This window comes from Phenylobacterium sp. RIFCSPHIGHO2_01_FULL_69_31, assembly GCF_001824475.1.
Taxonomy (GTDB): Bacteria; Pseudomonadota; Alphaproteobacteria; order Caulobacterales; family Caulobacteraceae; genus Phenylobacterium.
Genome location: NZ_MHXN01000033.1, coordinates 150154 through 164439 on the forward strand (window position 1 = coordinate 150154; position 14286 = coordinate 164439).

The 14286-nt window shown below is 71.5% G+C and carries 13 protein-coding genes; 7 read left to right on the plus strand and 6 right to left on the minus strand.

From position 1 onward, the window contains the following. Positions 1-6: 6 nt before the first annotated feature. Together A2790_RS18245 and A2790_RS18250 are read right to left on the minus strand one after the other, a co-directional pair. Complete coding sequence (locus tag A2790_RS18245) at positions 7-303, minus strand: hypothetical protein (RefSeq protein WP_293394561.1); 297 nt, start codon at positions 301-303, stop codon at positions 7-9. A gap of 448 nt (positions 304-751) precedes the next feature. Beyond that, positions 752-1639 (minus strand): AraC family transcriptional regulator, encoded by an 888-nt coding sequence (locus A2790_RS18250; protein ID WP_293394564.1) that lies wholly within the window; start codon positions 1637-1639, stop codon positions 752-754. A 142-nt stretch (positions 1640-1781) separates the two neighbouring features. On the opposite strand from A2790_RS18250, the gene A2790_RS18255 reads away from it, so the two are divergent. Beyond that, positions 1782-2516: an SDR family oxidoreductase gene (locus A2790_RS18255; protein ID WP_293394567.1), complete on the plus strand. Its 735-nt coding sequence runs from the start codon at positions 1782-1784 to the stop codon at positions 2514-2516. A 54-nt stretch (positions 2517-2570) separates the two neighbouring features. Here the strand turns inward: A2790_RS18255 and sugE are convergent, their stop codons facing one another. Both sugE and A2790_RS18265 read right to left on the minus strand, forming a co-directional pair. Further along, positions 2571-2891 carry a quaternary ammonium compound efflux SMR transporter SugE gene (sugE, locus tag A2790_RS18260; protein ID WP_293394570.1) on the minus strand — a complete coding sequence of 107 codons (321 nt, stop codon included), beginning with the start codon at positions 2889-2891 and terminating at the stop codon, positions 2571-2573. 135 nt (positions 2892-3026) lie between these two features. Beyond that, positions 3027-4241, minus strand: coding sequence for a cation:proton antiporter (locus A2790_RS18265; RefSeq protein WP_293394573.1), 1215 nt, complete (start codon positions 4239-4241; stop codon positions 3027-3029). Between the two features lie 243 nt (positions 4242-4484). On the opposite strand from A2790_RS18265, the gene A2790_RS18270 reads away from it, so the two are divergent. Beyond that, positions 4485-4865, plus strand: a complete 381-nt coding sequence (locus A2790_RS18270) for a glycine zipper 2TM domain-containing protein (RefSeq protein ID WP_293394576.1) — start codon at positions 4485-4487, stop codon at positions 4863-4865. Positions 4866-5498: 633 nt separating this feature from the next. Continuing rightward, on the plus strand, positions 5499-6764 hold the full coding sequence (locus A2790_RS18275; protein WP_293394579.1) for a PEPxxWA-CTERM sorting domain-containing protein: 1266 nt from the start codon (positions 5499-5501) through the stop codon (positions 6762-6764). A 36-nt stretch (positions 6765-6800) separates the two neighbouring features. Here A2790_RS18275 and A2790_RS18280 read toward each other — a convergent pair whose 3' ends face one another. Then, on the minus strand, positions 6801-7613 hold the full coding sequence (locus tag A2790_RS18280) for a hypothetical protein (RefSeq protein WP_293394582.1): 813 nt from the start codon (positions 7611-7613) through the stop codon (positions 6801-6803). Between the two features lie 112 nt (positions 7614-7725). On the opposite strand from A2790_RS18280, the gene A2790_RS18285 reads away from it, so the two are divergent. The 3 genes from A2790_RS18285 to A2790_RS18295 all read left to right on the plus strand — a co-directional run bounded on the left by A2790_RS18285 (position 7726) and on the right by A2790_RS18295 (position 11651). Then, the gene (locus A2790_RS18285; RefSeq protein ID WP_293394585.1) at positions 7726-8484 is read left to right on the plus strand and encodes a class I SAM-dependent methyltransferase; all 759 of its coding nucleotides are present in this window, start codon (positions 7726-7728) and stop codon (positions 8482-8484) included. A 78-nt stretch (positions 8485-8562) separates the two neighbouring features. Beyond that, positions 8563-10677, plus strand: a complete 2115-nt coding sequence (locus tag A2790_RS18290) for an ATP-binding protein (protein ID WP_293394588.1) — start codon at positions 8563-8565, stop codon at positions 10675-10677. Positions 10678-10727: 50 nt separating this feature from the next. After that, positions 10728-11651 (plus strand): LysR family transcriptional regulator, encoded by a 924-nt coding sequence (locus A2790_RS18295; RefSeq protein ID WP_293394591.1) that lies wholly within the window; start codon positions 10728-10730, stop codon positions 11649-11651. Here A2790_RS18295 and A2790_RS18300 read toward each other — a convergent pair. Further along, complete coding sequence (locus A2790_RS18300) at positions 11638-13848, minus strand: S9 family peptidase (RefSeq protein ID WP_293394594.1); 2211 nt, start codon at positions 13846-13848, stop codon at positions 11638-11640. The two genes, A2790_RS18295 and A2790_RS18300, sit on opposite strands and share 14 nt — an antisense overlap. A gap of 185 nt (positions 13849-14033) precedes the next feature. Between A2790_RS18300 and A2790_RS18305 the strand changes: the two genes are divergently transcribed. Next, complete coding sequence (locus tag A2790_RS18305) at positions 14034-14285, plus strand: DUF3297 family protein (RefSeq protein ID WP_068874533.1); 252 nt, start codon at positions 14034-14036, stop codon at positions 14283-14285. The last annotated feature ends 1 nt before the right edge of the window (position 14286 follow it).

A 14286-nucleotide genomic window follows, 5' to 3' on the forward strand; every position in this document is an offset into this window, starting at 1 on the left:
GTCGGCTCAGTAGCCGGTCTGGAGCCGGGAGTCGCGCTGGACGGCGTCGAGGTGATCCTTGGAGTCCTGCCGCCGCTGGGCGAAAGTCTCGCGGCTCATGCAGCGGCGCGTGGGGATCTTGGAGCCGACGATGGGATCGCGGAAGCAGACGAGGTCGCCCTTGATCACGTACCGGCCTTCGACGATGCCGTAGGGCGGCTCGCCCGGGATGCTGGTCACCGGGGCCATGACGCCCTTGGGCGACGTCGTCTCCCGCACGGCGCCGGCGTGCAGCATGGCGGTGGCCAGGACGACGGACAGCATGGACGGACCCCCACGGGCAGCGACGCGCCCGGCGCGGGCCGGACCAGGGCCCATCATGCGCGGCGCGGCCGCATTTCGGAAGGGGTGACGTGCCGCGCCCCCTCAACGCCATCCCGCCTGCACCAAAAACGCATAGCGACTCCGCGAACTCGCCGATCGGTCCGGGTGGGCGCCTCTGCTATCAAGAGGTTGTCCAGACGGACGCCCCGCTCCCCACGGGGTCCCCCAGAACTCAAGGTGTGTGTGTCATGACCTTCCCGATCCTCCAGCGCCTCGTGCAGAGAGCGGCCCCCGCCGTCCTGACGACGGCGATGTTCAGCCTGGTGGTCGCCTTCGCGGCCGTGGGCGTGGTGGGCGTCGGCGCCTGAGCGGCCCGGCGTCCTTGCAAGATCGCGACGTCTGAAGGGTCCCTCGCGGGGCCCTTTTTCGTGGGCGTCGGCGTGGCGGCTCAGACCGCCACTGGCAAGGGCCCGCTTGCGCGCAGGCGGGCGGCGTCCCGGGCGGGCGGGGCGCCAAACAGGCGGGCGTACTCGCGCGAGAATTGGGAGGGGCTTTCGTAGCCCACCTCGAACCCCGCGGCCTGGGCGTCGCGCGCCTCGCTGAGCATCAGGCGGCGAGCCTCCTGCAGGCGGATCTGCTTCTGGTACTGGAGCGGGCTCATGGCCGTGACGGTCTTGAAGTGGTGGTGCAGGGACGAGGCGCTCATGCCGGCGGCGCGCGCCAGGGCCTCGATGCTGAACGGCCGGTCGAAGTTCGCGCGGATCCAGGCTATCGCCCGGTTCACCTGGGCCAGGCGGCTGTCGGCGGCGCCGATCTGGCGGACGATCCCGGCTTGGTCGCCCGTCAACAGCCAATAGTGGATCTCGCGCCGCACCAGGGGCGCCAGGGCGGCGGCGTCCTGCGGCCGGTCCAGCAGGCGGACGAGCCGGGTGGCCGCGTCCAGCAGCTCCGGCGTGCTGCGGCTGAGGTGCAGGCCGCGGAAGCTCTCGCCCTTCGGTGGCGAGGGCCGCTCCAGCATCAGCTCGCTCAGGAGGGCCGGCTCGAGGTCGATGCGGATGCAGACGTAGGGCCGCTCGGGCGAAGCCTCGACCACCTGGCCCGTCAGGGGCAGTTCGACGGACACCACCAGGTGGCTCGCGGGGTCGTAGCGATAGGACTCCTCGGCCAGGGTCACCACCTTGGCGCCTTGTGCGATAATGCAGAGCGCCGGCTGGTGGAGCACGGGCACGCGGTCCGTCGGTGCGCCGTAGCGGATGAGCGCCAGGCCCGGAACAGGCATGTCGTACATGCCGTCCTGCGGGATGTGTCGCATCACCAATGAAGCGAGATCGTCCATGCCGCCGTGGTCTCACGCCGCCCGATACTCCGCAAGCGTCGCCGCCTGTCCTGGAGGATCGGGCAAGGATCGCGGAGGACCATTCTAACGCACGATCCTCCGGCCAGGGCATCTGTTGGGTCATCAAACAACGGAGGCCGACATGGCGGACATGACGAACAAGGTGGTGCTGGTGACCGGCGCGAGCAGCGGCATCGGCGAGGCGACGGCCCGCGAACTGGCGGCGGCCGGGGCGGTGGTGGTGATCGGCGCCCGGCGGGTGGAGCGTCTGGAAGGCCTGAAGCGCGAGATCGAGGCGGCCGGCGGCAGGGCGATGGCCCGGGCCCTGGACGTGACCTCGCGGGAGGACGTGAAGGCCTTCGTCGAGGCGGCGCGGGACGCCTATGGCCGGGTCGACGTGATCGTGAACAACGCGGGCGTGATGCCGCTCTCGCCCCTCGCCGCCCTGAAGGTGGACGAGTGGGACCAGATGATCGACGTCAATATCCGCGGCGTGCTGCACGGGATCGCCGCGGCCCTGCCGATCATGGAGGCGCAGGGCGAGGGGCAGATCATCAACATCGCCTCGACCGCCGGGCACCAGATCCTGCCGACCGCGGCCGTCTACTGCGCGACCAAGTTCTCGGTGCGGGTGATCTCGGAAGCCCTGCGCCAGGAGACCGACAAGGTGCGCGTGACCGTGGTCTCGCCCGGCGTCACCACCTCGGAGCTGGCGGAGACGATCACCCACCCGGAGACCGCCGCCTTCATCGACGAGTACCGCAAGAAGGCGATCCCGGCCGAAGCCATCGCGCGCGCCGTCCGCTTCGCCATCGAGCAGCCGGCCGGCGTGGACGTGAACGAGATCATCGTTCGTCCCACCGCGACGACGGTCTGAGGCTCCGGGGGCGGCCGCGGCGGGCGCCGCGGCCGCTGCCCTCGGCGGGAACCGTCAGCCGGGGCTCGACAGCTTCATCAGCACGAGGCCAGCGATGATGAGTGCGGCGGCGCCGACCCGCATGAGCGTCATAGGCTCGCCCAGCACCACGACGCCCACCAGAAAGGCTCCCACGGCCCCGATCCCGGTCCAGATCGTGTAGGACGTACCGAGCGGCAGGGCGCGCATCGCCAGGGACAGGAGCGCGAAGCTCGCGATCATGGTCGCGATGGTGATCACGCTGGGGATCGGGCGCGTGAAGCCCTCCGACAGCTTCATGGCATAGGCCCAGACCACCTCGAGCAGACCGGCGATGAGAAGGAATATCCAGGCCAAGTCGCGACTCCGTGCTGCCGCCGGGCCGTCCCGGACTTCGGCCCTGCGGAGAGGGGGAGGACGTGGCCTCGCGCTGTCGATTTAGGGCGCCGATGGGCCAGGTCAAGCCGGACCGCCGCACGCCGGGACGGAGCCCTAGTCGCTCTGTTTCTCGCCCGTGGCGCGCTCGACGGCGAAGGCGGCGGTGAAGCCGTGGATCATCGTCGAGGCGAGGATGGTGAAGGCGATGATGGCCCAGAGCTGAGCCTCGTTGGTCAGCTCCAAGTGGCTGCCCGCATAGGCCAGGTAGTAGATCGAGCCGACGCCGCGCACGCCGTAGGCCGCGACCACGAACCGCTCGCGCCCGCGCAGGGCCGTCCCGTGCAATGACACCCAGCCGGCGAGCGGCCGCAGGACGAAGATCAGCGCCAGGCCGATCAGCGCCCCCTGCAGATCCAGGGCCGCCAGCAGAGCCGGCATGGCCGCGCCGAAGCCGATTAGCAGGATCGAGGTGAGGGCGTGCTCCACGGACTCGGAGAAGTCGTGGAGCCTGACGTGAAAGGCGTGACCGGACTCGCTGCGGCGCAGGCGAAGGCCGGCGACAAAGGCGGCGATGAAGCCGTAGCCCTCGAGGAGCTCGGTCGCGCCGTAGGCGACGAAGACACCGGCTAGCGCAAAGACGCCGGCCTCGGTCTCGGCCAGGGCGTTTTTCCGGGGATACTCGAACAGCACCTTGCCCAGCAGCCAGCCGACCACGAGGCCCCCGAGAGCGCCGACGATGATGCGGTACAGGACGTCCCGCCATAGCCACTCGCCCGCGAGGCCCAGGGTGAGGGCGCCGGCGCCGGCGATGGCCAGCGCCAGGTGGACGAAGGGAAAGGCCAGGCCGTCGTTCAGCCCCGCCTCGGTGGTGAGCGTGTAGCGCACGGGGTGCTCGCCCCCCTCGGTGGGCCGGCCCACCTGGACGTCGCCGGCGAGCACCGGGTCGGTGGGCGCGAGCACGGCGCCCAGCAGCAGAGCGCCCACCAGCGTCATGCCGCCGGCCTGCCAGCCCAGGAGCGCCACGCCAAGGATGGTCAGCGGCATGGCGATGGCCAGCAGCCGGACCGTCGGCGCCCAGCGTCCCTTGCCGGTGAGGCTGTCGATCCGCAGGCCGACGCCGAAGAGGCCCATGATCAGACAGAGCTCGCTGGTCGTCTCCCAGGCCTTGGGGGCGCCCAAGGGGCTGATCGTCTCGGAGAGGCCGGGCATCCATCCGAACAGCGCCCAGCCCAGGACGATGAGCAGGGCCGAGGCGGCGGGCTCGCGCCCGGAGACGAAACGGGGGAGCCAGTAGGCCAGGACGATGGCGACGCCGAAGCCGACCAGCATCACGTGATAGCTGGAGAACTCAAACAGGGCCGGCCTCCGGGTTCAGGGGTTTCCGCGGATAAGGCGCCGCTTTGCCGACCGCCCTGCAAGAGGGCCTTTGCGCGCCCTTCGTTCCACGGCCCGAACCTGTCGCGAGAATGAACGGGCGCCTCTGAATGGGTTCAGGCGGCGGGGTCTAGGTTGAGGCTCAAGATCGCAACGGTGTCCCTTCCGGGGCCCGGCGCAAGGCAAAGGAGTTGAGCCATGACCAACAAGATGATGAAGGCTGCGATGGCCCTGACCGTCGCCGGCGCCGTGGCCCTGCCGGCCAGCCAGGCCGCGGCAGGTACGTCGAAGACCGAAAGCGCGCTGCTGGGCGCCCTGCTGGGCGGTGTCGCCGGCGCGGCGGTCGGCAACGGCAAGACCGAGGCGGTGGCCATCGGCGCGGTGGCCGGCGCGGCCCTGGGCGTGGCGGCCGACAAGAGCAACGACCGCAGGCGCTATCGCAGCGGCTATGCCTATCGCGACACGCGGCCCTACTACCGCGACACGCGTTACCGGACCTACGACCGCGGCGACTACCGCCGCAGCAGCGATCGGTACGGCTATCGCTATGACAATGGCTACGGCTACCGCGGCTACTAAGGCGGACTGCCGAACCTGAGGAGAGGGGCGCCGGGCGACCGGCGCCCCTCTTGTCATGGGCGGTGGCCCATTTCGGGAAGGCCGTCCCCGCGGAGGTCCCGGCCTGGGGCGCCTGCGACGGGCGCGCTCTCCGTCAGAGGCGTCCGCTGCAGGAGGGCGGACACGATTTTGCCGGCCGTGCATCCATGGCCGAGCTTGGCCCGTATCTTGCTGCGAGTGGCTTGCGTCGGGGCATTCCCTCTCAGAGCGAATTTCCCCTGCCAATTGTGTTCCATTGCCGCGCGTCCCCCCGACAGCGCACGGTGGAGCTTGGAAGTCTTGCCGCGATCCCCCGCGCGGCAGAGTGGGAGCAGGTCCAATGCCGGCGAGCTGGCACGGATTCTCGGGCGGAATGAGATGCGGCGCCGCCGGCGCAGCTCCTGATTTCATGGCTCATTTTGGGCAGGGCGGGGCGAGGCAAAGCGTCGCGATGCCAACGTCCTTAACGACTCCGCGGCGAAATTGCGGCACCTCTGCCATAGGCGGTCACACCCGGGGGGGATCGTGCCAGCCTCATTGGCATAGAGTGGACCTGCACGTGAGTTTCCAGACGATCAGCGTGACCGACGGCGACGCCGGCGAGGCTCTGCGCTCATGACCGTGAACGCGATCGACACCCGGCGCCCCCACGCCCGCAGCCTCAAGTCGGCCCTGCTGGCCTGGATCTGGCCCGAACCCCGTCAGGACGACGAGGGCCGGGGCGCGGCGTGGCTGGCCGGCCTGCTGGGCTGGATGTGGCCCTCCGCCCTGCACGACGAGAACACCGGCCGCGCGGGCCGCGGGCTGATGGCCCTGCTGTTCGGCTGGGCTTGGCCGAGCCAGTTCGACCGCGGCTTCAAGCGCTTCTGGAAGGCGAGCTGGCTGTGGAGCTGGATGTGGCCCGGCCGGGTCATGGGTCCGGACGGCGAGATCTGCGCCCTGGCGCCCTGGCATCCGGCGGCGCGCGCGCCGGTGGCGGCCGACGCCCCGTGGCATCGCAAGGTCAGCAAGCACGGCGGCGTGGTCTTCATGATGTTCGCGGCCACCGCGATCGCCGCCCCGACCTTCATGGAAGGCGTGGGCGTGCTGGACGCCGGGCGGCTGAACCTGTTCCGCGGCGGCGGCGAGGCGGGGGGCCAGGAGGGCTCCACCCAGCCGGGCGGCGCGGGCCAGGCCGGCGATCCCGGCGCTCGCGGCGGGGCTGACGGCGGCGCCGGCGGCTCCGGAGCCGGCGGTTCGGGCTCGGGCTCGGGCGGCGGCCAGACGGGCGGGCAGGGGCCCGACGGTCAGGGCGGCGGCGATGGCGCCGGTGGCGGCAGCGGCGGCGACACGGGCGCCCCCGGCGGCGACGTTCCCGGCGGCGGCAATCCCGGCGACGGCGGCCTGACCTTCCTCGATCCCCCGCCGGAAGGCGGCGTTCCCAACGACTTCGGCGGCGGCGGCTTCTCCGGCGGCGGCGGTCTTGGCGGCGGTGGTGGCGGTGGTGGCGGCGGTGGCGGTGGCGGTCAGCCGACCGATCCGACCGATCCGACCGAGCCCACGGACCCCACCGACCCGGTCGACCCGACCGCGCCGACGGATCCGACACTTCCGGGCGGTGGCGACCCCACGGGGCCGTTCAACCCGCCCAGCCCGCCGACCGGCGGGCCGACCCTGCCGACCGAGCCGGGTGGTACGCCCGGGACGGGGCCTGGGTCTCCGAACCTGCTCGTGCCTCCGGGCGGCGAGGATCCGCGCAACCCGCCGCTCGAGCCGCCGATCGACGAGACGCGGCCGACGGCGCCGATCCCGGAGCCGGCCACTTGGGCGATGATGATCCTGGGCTTCGGGGCGATCGGCTACGTGGTCCGCCGTCGGCGGATCGCCGCGACGGTCGGCTAGCCTGGACCGGCCCGGCGTAAGCTGGGCCGTCCTGCCTCAGTAGGGATTGTAGTAGCGCGGCGGCGGCCACACGGGCCGGCGCGGCGGGGCCCAACGCGGATCCTCCTCCTCGTCCGCCTCGGCATAGGGCGGGGCATAGGCGCGGCGGCGCTCTTCCTCATAGGCCCGCTGGCGGGCTTCGGCGTAGGCGCGTTCCTGTGCGGCGGCCTCGACGCGGCGCTGCCGCTCGGCGACTTCCTCGACCTGCCGGCGCTGGGCCTCGGCGGCGGCCGTCTGGGCCTGGACCGCGGCGAGCTGGGCCTCGTTCAGCGCCCGGGCCCGCGCCTCGGCCTCGGCCCGGTCGCGGGCGGCCTGTTCGGCGGCGAGGCGCTCGCGATGACGCGAGGCGGTCTGGGCGCCGCAGACCTTCAGGTCCGCCAGGCCCTGTTCGGACCCCGCCAGGGAGGCGGTGAGCGGCTCGGCCGAGAGCCAGGCCACGCCCAGGGTCCCGCCCCGGCGCATGGCCGCCTCGGTCTCTTCGGACAGCACCAGTTCCCCTGCGCCGCCGTCGCCGCGCAGCATCAGGTTGGAGAACCGCGCCTTGTCGACGCGGATCGGCAGGAAGGCGCGCGCGGGCAGGTCGTCCTTGAAGAACCGCAGGCTAATCAACTGTCCGTCGGAGGTCAGGCTGACGGGCGTGATCGCCCCGGACCGGCCCGTGAGCTCCAGCTCGACGCGGCAGCCGGCGTCCGTGGGGCTGACCACCCAGGCCAGGGCCGGGTTGGCGGCGGACGTACGGGCTGGGGCGGCCAAGGCTGGCCCGGAAAGAAGCGCAGCCGCGACTGCGCCCCCGATGATCGCTCTGATCACGACGGCTCCTGTCTGACACGCATCGCAAGGATACGGCCGTTCCCCGCAACCCGCTAGAGGCGCGGCTGTCGCGGGTGCTAGGTTCGGCCCACAACAATGGAGGAGACGCGCGATGGCGCGGATGTGGATGATGGCCGCCGCGGCGGCCCTGGCGCTGGCGGGCCCCGCGGCCGCGGCTGCCCAAGCGGCGACGCCGGCCCATATCGTCGCGGCGATGGCGGACACGTCGCGGCCGGCGGACGAGGTGGCGCGGGATGCGGCGCGCAAGCCGGGCGAGCTCCTGGCCTATGCTGGCGTGAAGCCAGGCGACAAGGTCGTCGACCTGGTGATGGGCGGCGGATACTTCACCCGGCTGCTGTCGGCAGCGGTGGGGCCGAAGGGGCAGGTGATCGCCTACCAGCCGGCCGAGTTCATCCAGTTCCAGGCCAAGTACGGCGAGGACCAGAAGAAGGTCGCCGGGGCCTACGCCAACGTCACGCCGCTGACCTCGACGTTCGGCGCGCTGGACCTGCCGGACGGCGTCGACTTGGTGCTGACCGTCCAGAACTATCACGACCTGCACCTGACCCCGTTCCCGAAGGACACGGCCTCCAAGGTCAACGCCGAGGTGTTCAAGTCGCTGAAGCCCGGCGGGGTCTATCTGATCGTCGACCACGTGGCCGTAGCCGGCTCGGGCCTGGAGCCCGCGATGAAGGTGCACCGCATCGACCCGGCCATCGTCAAGCAGGAGGTGGAGGCCGCCGGCTTCAAGCTGGAGAGCGAGAGCCCGCTGCTGAAGGACCCTTCGGATCCGCACACGGCCAGCGTTTTCGACCCGGCGATCCGGGGCAAGACCGACCAGTTCGTGATGAAGTTCCGCAAGCCGAGATAGGCCTGCGACAGTTTGTCAGCGGGGTTCGGCGACCGGTGTTTACCGGTCCTTGTGCGGGCGCGCGACAAGTGGGGAGCGATGTCGTCGCGACCCATCATCGAACTGACGGAAGGCCAGGCCGCCCTGCGGCGCTTCATGGCGCTGGGCGCGGCGCTGGTGGTGCTCGTGCTTATCGGCGTGACGGCGCTGCTGGCAGGCGGATCCTATGCCCTGGACGATCTCCAGGCGCGGGAGGACCGCGCCCGGGTCGGCAGCGCGCTTGAACGGTCGCTGCGGGCTCTGGTCGGCGACGTGACGACCGCCACGGTCTGGAACCAGGCCTACGAAGGTTTCCGGCCTGGCGGAGACCTCGAGTGGGCCGACGAGGAAATAGGGAGCTACTTCGCCAGCAATCGCGGCCACGACCTGACGGTGGCGATCGACGGCCTGGGGCGGCCTTTCTACGCGTGGGCCGGTGATGCTCGGGTTGCGCCGTCGTCCCAGGATCGTTTCCTCGCCGACGCCGCCCCGCTGGTCCGCCGCGTCCGGGCGCTGGAGGCGGATCGCGGGGCCCGCGCACTGCCGTCGAGGCCGGCCGATCCTGGTCTGGCCGAAACCGCGTCTGGCATGATCGTGTCGGACGGCGTCCACTATCTGACGGCCGTCTCGACGGTGACGCCGGAGAGTGTGGACATTCCGCGCTGGCCGGGGCCGGCCGTCGTGGTGGTCTCGGCGCAGCGCATGGACCGGGCGCTCATGACCACGCTGCGGCAGATCCGGATTCCGGAGCCGCGGCTGGATACGGCGCCCCGCCATCCGCGCTCGGCGCTGGCGCTGCACGACGCCAGCGGCCGGCCCGTGGGCTGGATCTCCTGGACGCCGAAGCGGCCGGGCCTGCGCGTCCTGAAGGAGGCGGCGCCGGTGGTCCTGCTGGGGCTCCTGGCGGTCGGCGGGGTGATGGCGGCGCTGGGCCTGCAAATCCTGCGCGTCGCGCGCCGGCTGGGCGCGCACGAGCGCGACCTGACCGCGGCCATGCGCGAGCTGGAGGCGGCGCGGGACCGCGCCGAGGCCGCCAACATCGCCAAGTCGCAGTTCCTGGCCAACATGAGCCACGAGATTCGCACGCCGCTGAACGGCGTCCTGGGCATGGCGCAGGTGCTGGGCCGCAGCGACCTGGCGCCCGCGGACCGCGAGAAGGTGGCGGTGATCCGGGACTCGGGTGAGGCGCTGCTTTGTCTGCTGAACGACATCCTGGACCTGTCCAAGATCGAGGCGGGCCGGATGGAGCTGGACCCGAAGCCGTTCGACCTCGACGAGACGGTGGCCGGCGCGACGCGGGGGTTTGCCGCCCTGGCCTGCCAGAAGGGGATCCGCTTCCTCGTGGAGGTGGAGCCCGCGGCGCAAGGCGTCTGGATGGGCGATGCCGGGCGCATCCGGCAGGTGCTGGCCAACCTGGTGTCGAACGCCGTGAAGTTCACCGCGGCGGGCGAAGTGCGGGTGGGGGTGCGACGGACGCCTGAGGGGCTGGCCTGCACCGTGTCGGACACCGGGGTGGGCATCGCGCCCGACCTGGTCGCGCGGCTGTTCCAGAGGTTTTCGCAGGTCGACCCCACCGCCACCCGCCGCTACGGCGGCAGCGGTCTGGGCCTGGCGATCTCGCGCCAGTTCGTGGAGCTGATGGGCGGCAAGATCGCCGTGACCAGCGTGGAGGGTCGCGGGTCGGCCTTCACCTTCGACCTGCCGCTCGAATGGCTTCGCGCATCGGCGCCGCCGACGGCCGAAACCGCCGCGGCCGAGCCTGTCCTGACGCCGTCGCGCATCCTGGCCGCCGAGGACAATGCGACGAACCGGCTGCTGCTGAGGGCCATGCTGGCGCCGCTGGGCGCGGACCTGGTCTTCGCCGAGGACGGCCGGCAGGCGGTGGACGCCCTCGCCGAGGGCCGGTTCGACGTGGTGCTGATGGACGTGCAGATGCCGGTGATGAACGGCGTCGACGCGGCCAGGGCGATCCGCGTGCTGGAGGCCGAGCGCGGCCTGCGCCGCACGCCCATCCTGGCGGTCTCGGCCAATGTGATGCCCGGCCAGGTCCAGGACTACATGGCCGCCGGCATGGACGGCGTCGTCGCCAAGCCCATCGAGTTGGGCGGGCTGATCGCCGCCATCGAGGCCGTGCTCCAGCCCGAAGAACGCAAAGACGCCTCTGCGGCGGCGTAAGCCTAGCCCTGCGTCTTGCGGCCCACGCCCCGGCGTGCGGACATGGGGACATGTTCGACTGGAATGACGTCAAGGCGCTGCTGGCGGTGGCGCGCGGCGGCTCGACCGCGGCGGCGGCCCGCGAGCTGGGGGTCAACCAGACCACCGTGGCCCGCCGGCTGGAGGCCCTGGAGCGGGACCTTGGCGCGCGGCTGGTGGAGCGGCATCAGGCAGGAGCGGACCTGACCGAGGTGGGACGCGCCCTCGTGGCCGAGGCGGAGACGATGGAGCGCGCGGCCCAGGCCATGCGGCAAACCCTGGAGGTGCATCGGCGCGGCGTCGCGGGGACCCTAAGGGTCACCATGAGCGAGATGACGGCGAACGCGGACTTCATGCCGATGCTGCCCGAGTTCAGGGCGCTGCATCCGGACCTGCTCCTGGAGGTCGTGATCACAGACGAGCGGCTGGACATCGAGGCCGGCGAGGCCGACGTGGCGATCCGGGGGGCATTCAGCCTGCCCGACTCGACGCTCGTCGCGCGCAAGATCGAGGAGACCCAGTGGACCCTCTATTGCAGCCGCGACTACGCCGCGCGGCGGGGGCTGCCCACGACGCCGGCGGACCTCAAAGACCACTCGATCATCGCCGCGGACGGCGACCCCTTTACCTTCCCAGGGCTGGGCGACCTGCTGGTCCAGGCGCCGGAGGCGACGGTGGCCTTGAAGTCGAGCAGCACCACCAATCTCTTCGCCTCGATCCGCGCGGGGCTGGGCATCGGGCCTATGCCCACGGTCATGGCGGGGCTGGAGCCGGACCTGGTCGAGGTGTTCCCGCCGCGGCCGCAGAGCACGGCCTACACCTGGATCCTGACCCGGCCGGAACTGAAGGATGCGCCGCGGGTGCGCGCCTTCATCGACTACTTCGCACCGCGGATCCTGGCGCGCACCCGGGAGGCCCAGGCGCGGGCGGCGAGGCTGGCCTCTAATCGCCCTTGAGCTTGCGGTCGAAGAAGTCGAGCGTCTGCAGCGCCCGGTGCCTGCGGTTGGCGGGCGTCCAGCCGCCGCGGTGGCGCAGGCCGGGGTAGACCATGGTCTCGAACGGCTTGCCCTCGGCCTGGAGCGCGAACAGCACGCGGGTGGAGTGGTCGAAGGTGACGTTGTCGTCGGCCATGCCGTGCACCAGGAGCAGCGAGCCCGGCTTCAGGCGGGATAGCCGGCCGACCACTTCCGACTTGGCATAGCCGTCGGCGTTGTTGGCCGGCGTGCCCATGAAACGCTCAGTGTAGTGGGTGTCGTAGAGCTTCCAGTCGGTGACCGGGGCGCCGGCGACGCCCGCCTTGAAGGGACTGTCCGGCGCGGTCAGCATCAGGAGGGTCATGTAGCCGCCGTAGGACCAGCCGGTGACGCCGATGCGGTTCGCGTCCACATAGGGCAGGGACTGCAGGTGCTTTGCGCCGGCGAGTTGGTCGTCGACCTCGAGCTGGCCCATGCGCCGGTCGATGGCGGTCTTGAAGGCCACCGAACGATGGCCGACGCCGCGGTTGTCGAGACGGAACAGGATGTAGCCGGCGTCGAGCAGGATCTGGTCCTCGGGCGTGTGCCAGTTGCTGGCCACGCGCGGGCCGGACGGGCCGCCGTAGACCTGGACGATCACCGGATATTTCTTCGCCGGGTCGAAGCCGGGCGGGGTGCGCAGGGACCACCACAGGTCGCTGCCGTCCGCGGCCTTGAGGGTCCCGAACTCGGGCGGGCGCAGGCGATCGACGTAGGGCCAGAACGGATGGCCGGCCTTCAGCGCGTTCTCCTCGATCCAGCGCACGCGGGTCCCGTCGGCGCGGTAGAGGGCGGCCTGCGGCGGGGTCCTGGGGTCCTCGTAGGTCCCCGCGAAGGCGCCGCCCTTGCTCGCCACGGTGACCGTCCACCAGCCGCCGGCCGAGGTGAGCGGCTTGGGCTGGGCGGGCTTGGCGTAGGACACCGCGTAGATGCGCCGCTCGCCGGGCCGGTCCTTGTGCGCGGCGAAGATCACGGTGCGGGCGGCCTCGTCGAGACCCTCGATCTTCTCCACGGGCCAGGCGCCGTCGGTCACCTGGCGGATCACCTTGCCGTCCGCGGCGTAGAGGTAGAGGTGGCGATAGCCCGACCGCTCGGACGACCAGAGGAAGGTCCCGTCCTTCAGCGGCTTGAAGTCGTCCCCGAGGTCGACCCAGTGCGGGCTGGTTTCGGTGAGGATCACCTTGCCCCGGCCGGTGGCGGGATCGACGGCCAGCAGGTCGAGACGGCGCTGGTCGCGGGCCTGGCGCTGGACATAGAGGGTCCGGCCGTCCTTCGACCAGGCGACGCGGGCGAGATAGATGTCGGCCTCGGCGCCCAGGTCCACCTTCACCCGCGGGCCGCCGTCCAGGGGCTGGACGTAGAGGTCCACGCGGGCGTTCGGCCGCCCGGGGCGGGGATAGCGCTGGGGCACGACCCGGGCGCCGGTGGCGTTCACCTCTGGGCGCTCGACGATATCGACGCCGGTCTGGTCGACGAAGGCCAGGGCGACGGCCCGGTCGTCGGGGCTCCACCAGTAGCCGGTGTGGCGGTCCATCTCCTCCTGGGCGATGAACTCGGCGGTTCCCCAGCTCTTGAGCTCGGTCCCGCCTTCGGTGAGTGCACGCTCGGCCCCGCCGGCGAGCGGGACGACGTAGAGGTTGTCGTCGCGGACGTAGGAGACGTAGCCGCCCTTGGGCGAGATCTTGGCGTCGATCTCGTCGCCGGCGGTGCGGGTGATCTGGCGGGCCTGTTTCGCCGCGACGTCATAGACCCAGACGTCGCCCTCGACCGGCGCGAGGATGAGCTTGCCCTGGTCGTCCCAGTCGTAGTCGACGACCCCGCGGGTGGCGACGCCGGCCCGTTCGCGCCGGGCCTTCTCGGCTTCGGAAAGCTCCCGCTCGGCCGGCGCCAGTTGCTTGCCGTCGAGCAGCAGGCGCGGCTCGCCGCCGGAGACGTCGGCGATCCAGAGGTCGGTGATCGTCAGGTCGTCGGCGCGGGTCTTGATGTAGGTGACCGACTTGCCGTCCGGCGACAGCTTCACGCCCTTGGCGCGGGGGCCGGAGATGTCGGGGCTTTCGAAGATCCGTTGGGCGGGAAGCTTTTCGGCCATGGCGGGCGCGGCGGCGAGCAGGGCCGCGAGCGCGGCGACGGCGAGTTTCATGGCCGCTGTTGAACCGCGTCGGAGGCGGCTTGGCAATCGGCTCTTCGGTTCGGAGCATGCTGGCGGCGCCGGACCCGCGTCGGTCCCCCTCCACCACCCTGCGGGTGGTCCCCCTCCCCCTACGGGTGAGAAGAGGGGGCGGCGCCAGCTTGAATGCGGGTCAGGTCTGTGCGAACTCCCCGCGCATGAGCGAAGAGACCCCTCCGGCCCTGCCCGACCGCCTGTCGGTGGACCCGAACAGCCCGTACTACGACGCCGACGTCCTGCAGCGGAACGTGGGCGTGCGGTTCAAGGGCCAGGACAAGACCAACGTCGAGGAATACTGCGTCAGCGAAGGCTGGGTGCGGCTGGCCGTCGGCAACTCCAAGGACCGGCACGGCAACGCGCTGACCATGAAGCTGCAGGGCCCGGTCGAGCCCTACTACCGCGAAGGCTGAG

Coding starts and splice junctions, on each gene's coding strand:
- A2790_RS18290 (WP_293394588.1), top strand. CDS start 8,563: ATGTCGTCGCGACCCATCATCGAACTGACGGAAGGCCAGGCCGCCCTG.
- A2790_RS18300 (WP_293394594.1), bottom strand. CDS start 13,848: ATGAAACTCGCCGTCGCCGCGCTCGCGGCCCTGCTCGCCGCCGCGCCC.
- A2790_RS18245 (WP_293394561.1), bottom strand. CDS start 303: ATGCTGTCCGTCGTCCTGGCCACCGCCATGCTGCACGCCGGCGCCGTG.
- A2790_RS18265 (WP_293394573.1), bottom strand. CDS start 4,241: ATGCTGGTCGGCTTCGGCGTCGCCATCGTCCTGGCCTACTGGCTCCCC.
- A2790_RS18270 (WP_293394576.1), top strand. CDS start 4,485: ATGACCAACAAGATGATGAAGGCTGCGATGGCCCTGACCGTCGCCGGC.
- A2790_RS18305 (WP_068874533.1), top strand. CDS start 14,034: ATGAGCGAAGAGACCCCTCCGGCCCTGCCCGACCGCCTGTCGGTGGAC.
- A2790_RS18275 (WP_293394579.1), top strand. CDS start 5,499: ATGACCGTGAACGCGATCGACACCCGGCGCCCCCACGCCCGCAGCCTC.
- A2790_RS18255 (WP_293394567.1), top strand. CDS start 1,782: ATGGCGGACATGACGAACAAGGTGGTGCTGGTGACCGGCGCGAGCAGC.
- A2790_RS18295 (WP_293394591.1), top strand. CDS start 10,728: ATGTTCGACTGGAATGACGTCAAGGCGCTGCTGGCGGTGGCGCGCGGC.
- A2790_RS18285 (WP_293394585.1), top strand. CDS start 7,726: ATGGCGCGGATGTGGATGATGGCCGCCGCGGCGGCCCTGGCGCTGGCG.
- A2790_RS18250 (WP_293394564.1), bottom strand. CDS start 1,639: ATGGACGATCTCGCTTCATTGGTGATGCGACACATCCCGCAGGACGGC.